At 33.6% G+C, this 4261-nt stretch carries 4 protein-coding genes; all 4 read right to left on the reverse strand.

From position 1 onward, the window contains the following. Positions 1-663: 663 nt before the first annotated feature. Complete coding sequence (locus RR539_RS07845) at positions 664-1080, reverse strand: DUF523 domain-containing protein (RefSeq protein WP_332473651.1); 417 nt, start codon at positions 1078-1080, stop codon at positions 664-666. 8 nt (positions 1081-1088) lie between these two features. Further along, positions 1089-2183 carry a sensor histidine kinase KdpD gene (locus tag RR539_RS07850; protein ID WP_332483566.1) on the reverse strand — a complete coding sequence of 365 codons (1095 nt, stop codon included), beginning with the start codon at positions 2181-2183 and terminating at the stop codon, positions 1089-1091. A 132-nt stretch (positions 2184-2315) separates the two neighbouring features. Next, a complete protein-coding gene (locus RR539_RS07855; RefSeq protein ID WP_332474575.1) occupies positions 2316-3182 on the reverse strand; it encodes a cation diffusion facilitator family transporter in 867 nt (288 codons plus the stop codon). Positions 3183-3341: 159 nt separating this feature from the next. Then, on the reverse strand, positions 3342-4261 hold a 920-nt coding region (locus tag RR539_RS07860), incomplete at its 5' end, for a glycosyltransferase family 4 protein (RefSeq protein ID WP_332500307.1).

Below are 4261 nucleotides of genomic sequence, written 5' to 3' on the forward strand. Positions count from 1 at the left end.
AATACGAGAGGTTTATATAAAGGAAAGGGATGCTAAAAATTAATTAGGTTTTTAGTATCCCTTTGTATTTGTGAATGGAGGGAGGTTGTACTGATAAGATATTATACCCTAGTCCGACCGCGTTTGAGATTTCTTCAAGAAGCTCTAAGGCACAAAAACACAAATCCGCTAAGGGCTGGCTAAAACTCAGCTAAAGCTTCAAACAGGCGCCATCCCTAAGAGTCTTTGTGTTTTTGCACCTAAGAGCTTCTAAGTCGAAACTCGAGGGTGCAGCCTAGGGTATAATATCTTATCATGTAACGAGCTCCATAGATTTAAATTGGTTAGGGGGGCTTTGCAAAGCCTAGGGTAGTTGAGTGAGCTGATGAAAGAGTTGCTGGGATAGATAGTGAATGGTTTGAGAAAGTTTATGATAAATAGAGATTAGATTATGGATAAAAAATTGGCTTTGAAAAAGCCAGACGGAGTCTGGAGATGTAGGTTAGGGGATATAAATTTTAAGTGATTTGAGTATTTAAGAAGGGGTATAGATTTAATAGTTAACGAGGTGGAATTTTATTTAAGGAATTTGACGTAGTCAACAACTCTTCAACTTAATACCTCTGTATTATAAAAGCATATAGAAATAAATAAAAAGTAGGTATCTAATGATACCTACTTAATTTATATTGATTCTATTTCTATTCCGTTTTTAAGGAGAAGTTCCGCTGTTAGGCCCTTGCCTTTGATTAGGTTTCCGCTGAAGGTTCCATCGTAGATAAGGCCGCAGCCGCAGCTTGGGCTTTTGGCTTTTAGGATTGCCTTTTTGGCTCCTAGTATCTTGGCTATTTCTAGGGTTTTCTCAGCTCCTAGTTTAAATTCTAGGGTTTTGTCTTCACCATTTTTGTTAATTACCTTAACTATGTCTTTATTTTTAATTATTTCACATGGGATTCTAGGGGTATTTAGGCCTCCTAGAACCTCTGGGCATAGTGGAATAGCCTTTCCACTATTAACAAGGTCTATAACCATTTGTGAGGGGCAGGAGTCGCCGCTGTATCTACAGTTAATCCCTGCTAAACATGAACTTACTATTATCATAAATCCTCCTAATCAACAGGTACTATATGGACCTCAAACTTAGTTGCGTTTTTAAGGAACTTAGTTAAGTTTTTACTAGTGTATAGCTTGTCTCCATGATGGTCTAGGTTATGTCCTATAACTATCTGGGTTATATGCTTATTACTAGCAAACTCTGAAAGAGATCTATATATATTGTTTGATGATAGGGATATTGTTTTTGCACCTAGTTTTTCTGAAAGTTTAAAGTGGTTATTAAGCACTTTTTCAGATTCAGGAGACATTTTCTTTGAAAATAATCCTGAATGCTGTGCATGGACAACAAACCATTCACATTTATAACGTCTAGCTATTCTAGCACCACGTCTAATTAGTTTTTCACATGATGGATTAGATGTAATACATATCATAACCCTATCAGTTGCGTGCCAAAGTTGATGTATTCCGTGTTGCATTTTATATTCATGCATATCCTCATCAACTTCTTCAGCTATTTGACGTAGGGCAATTTCACGAAGGGCACATAGGTTGCCTTCTCTATAAAAATGCTTAAAATTTCTAATAATCTTCTCATCGCTGTATAGTATTCCCTTGTTAAGTCTTTCCTGAAGTTGTTTTGGTGATAAATCAACAAGTACTAGTTCAGCATCGGTTAACAATGTATCAGGAACAGTTTCAATAACCTTAACCCCTGTAATATCTTTAATCAGAGTATTAAGGCTTTCGATATTTTGGATGTTAAGAGTGGTAATAACATTTATTCCATTCTTAAGTAGGTCTAAAACGTCCTCATAGCGTTTTTCGTTTACACATTCCTCGGAATTAGCATGAGCTAAATTATCTATAATAACTGTTGTAGGCTTCATCTCTCTTATAAGAGGGAGATTCATTTCCTCAACTACAATGTCTCCATGTTTAATCTTAAGTCTATCAATAGTCTTTAGATTACCTATTTGCTTATTAGTTTCACGGCGGTTTTGGGTTTCTAAAAACCCTATAACAATATCTTCGCCGCTTTCTAATATATCATTGGCTTCATTAAGCATTGCATATGTTTTACCTACACCAGGGGCAAAACCTATATATATTTTAAGTTTTCCAAGGTGGGGCGTTTGTTTATCCATATCAATAACCATCCTTAATTCTTATATATTATTAGTATATTATATATTAAGTTAGAGGGTATTACCATAAAAATAAGGCTTTATATAATAAATACAAAGTTTTAAAAGTTTATATAGTTTTTATTAAAAGATTTAAGTCATTTTATTAAACTTATATGGCTCTATATGCACTATGATATTACTATTTGGAAGGGTATCCTCAATACTTTTCTTAATATCATGGGATATTACATGGGCATCTACCACGGAAAGTGAGGGGTTAACCTTAATATGAAAGTCTATTTCCCTGTTTTTACCGCTTTTTCTAGTTCTAAGATTGTGGTGGCTAGTTATGTCAGGGTTAGCATCTATAAGAGATTCTATAACATGGATTTCTTCACTAGGAAGGGAAGTGTCAACAAGATCTATTAGTGAACGTTTAGTTAAGTCAATAGATGCCTTAATAATTAATAAGGCAACTAAAATAGCAACAATAGGATCGATTATTTGAATACCTGTTAGCTTTAAAAGAAGTAGTCCGACACATACACCAATTGATGTAAACACATCTGTTAATAGGTGCATAGCATCCGCCTCAAGTGCAATAGACTCTTCACGTTTGCTTATTTTAAATAGAATCATAGAAATAACAAAGTTTACTCCTGCTGAAATAAGCATAACAATCATACCAACATAGATATTGTTAACGTCTATACTCTTAAACATTTTATTAATAGCTTCGTAAATAATAATTCCAGCAGCTATAAATATTAAAAGAGCCTCAATAAACCCAGAAACATTTTCAAACTTACCATGTCCATAGGGGTGTTCCTTGTCACTTGGCTCAAGTGACTTTCTAATAGAAATATATGCTATAACACTTGCAACAAGGTCAAGAGATGAGTGGATCGCCTCAGAAAGTACACTAATAGATCCCATAAGGACTCCTGCTACAACTTTAAAAATAATTAAAAAAGTATTAGAAACAATGGAAAGTAATGCAGCGGATTTCTTAGTCATAAATAATCCTCCTATTATCAATTGAAATTATAATTAAAGAAATTATTTTATATTATATGCAGATAAATAAAGGGTGTGAAGGTATTTGAATTAAATATGTAAACAATATCTATTATCAATTGATAATACATATTGTAAAAAAGAACCATATAGGGTATCCTAAATGGTTCTGTAAATAGAGTTATAAACTTCAAGAGTTTCCTTAGCGGTTTTTTCCCAGGAGAACTCTTTACTTCTAGTAAATCCTTTTTCTATATAAGAGCTACGAAGAGCAGTATCGTCTACCATTTTCTCTATAGCAGTAGTAAGTTCCTCTATATTACGAGGATTTATTAGATATGCTCCGTCGCCAACTATTTCTGGAATAGAGGAGATGTTTGAGGTTATTACAGGACATCTGCAGCTCATAGCCTCAAGTGGAGGTAGTCCAAATCCTTCATAAAGAGAAGGATAAATAAATGTTTCGCAGGCATTATAGAATAGGGGTAGGTCCTCATGTGGAACATATCCTGTAAATTGAATCCTATCTTCAATACCTAGGTTTTTAGCTAGTTCAGTTAGTTTTTGGTGTTCATCTTTAGATGGTCCTATAATTACAATATTTAAATCTTTAGAAAGCTTTTTATATATTTTAGAGAATGCTATAAGTATAGAACGTACATTTTTTCTTGCACTAAAACCTCCAAGGTATAGAAGAAAATCCTTTTCAATATTATATTTTTCTTTAATATATGATTTGGTTGTTTCCTTATCTAGTGGCTTAAATATATGGTCCGCAGCAAGGTGGGTTACCTTAATATTATCTGGAGGAACGTCAAATATTCTAATTATATCCTGCTTTGAAAACTCAGATACTGTGATTATATTTGTGGAACTCGATATTATTTCTGGCATTTGAGCTATGAACTTTTTTAAGTACCCCTTTCCAACGGTTTCAGGCATAACATAGGGGATTAGGTCATGTATAGTAGATACACATGGGCAATCAATTCTTTTGGATAAGCCTATACCATTTTGAGGAACGTGATATATGTCAACATTATTGTTTTTAATATTTTGGGGAATATAATAATCCTCAA

Origin of the sequence: Clostridium sp. (genome assembly GCF_036639235.1) — a bacterium.
Classification (GTDB): Bacteria; Bacillota; Clostridia; order Clostridiales; family Caloramatoraceae; genus Clostridium_AB.

What these genes read in the sequence shown, in the direction of transcription:
- RR539_RS07845 (WP_332473651.1), bottom strand. Translation starts at nt 1,080, where the DNA reads ATGATAATAGTAAGTTCATGTTTAGCAGGGATTAACTGTAGATACAGC.
- RR539_RS07850 (WP_332483566.1), bottom strand. Translation starts at nt 2,183, where the DNA reads ATGGATAAACAAACGCCCCACCTTGGAAAACTTAAAATATATATAGGT.
- RR539_RS07855 (WP_332474575.1), bottom strand. Translation starts at nt 3,182, where the DNA reads ATGACTAAGAAATCCGCTGCATTACTTTCCATTGTTTCTAATACTTTT.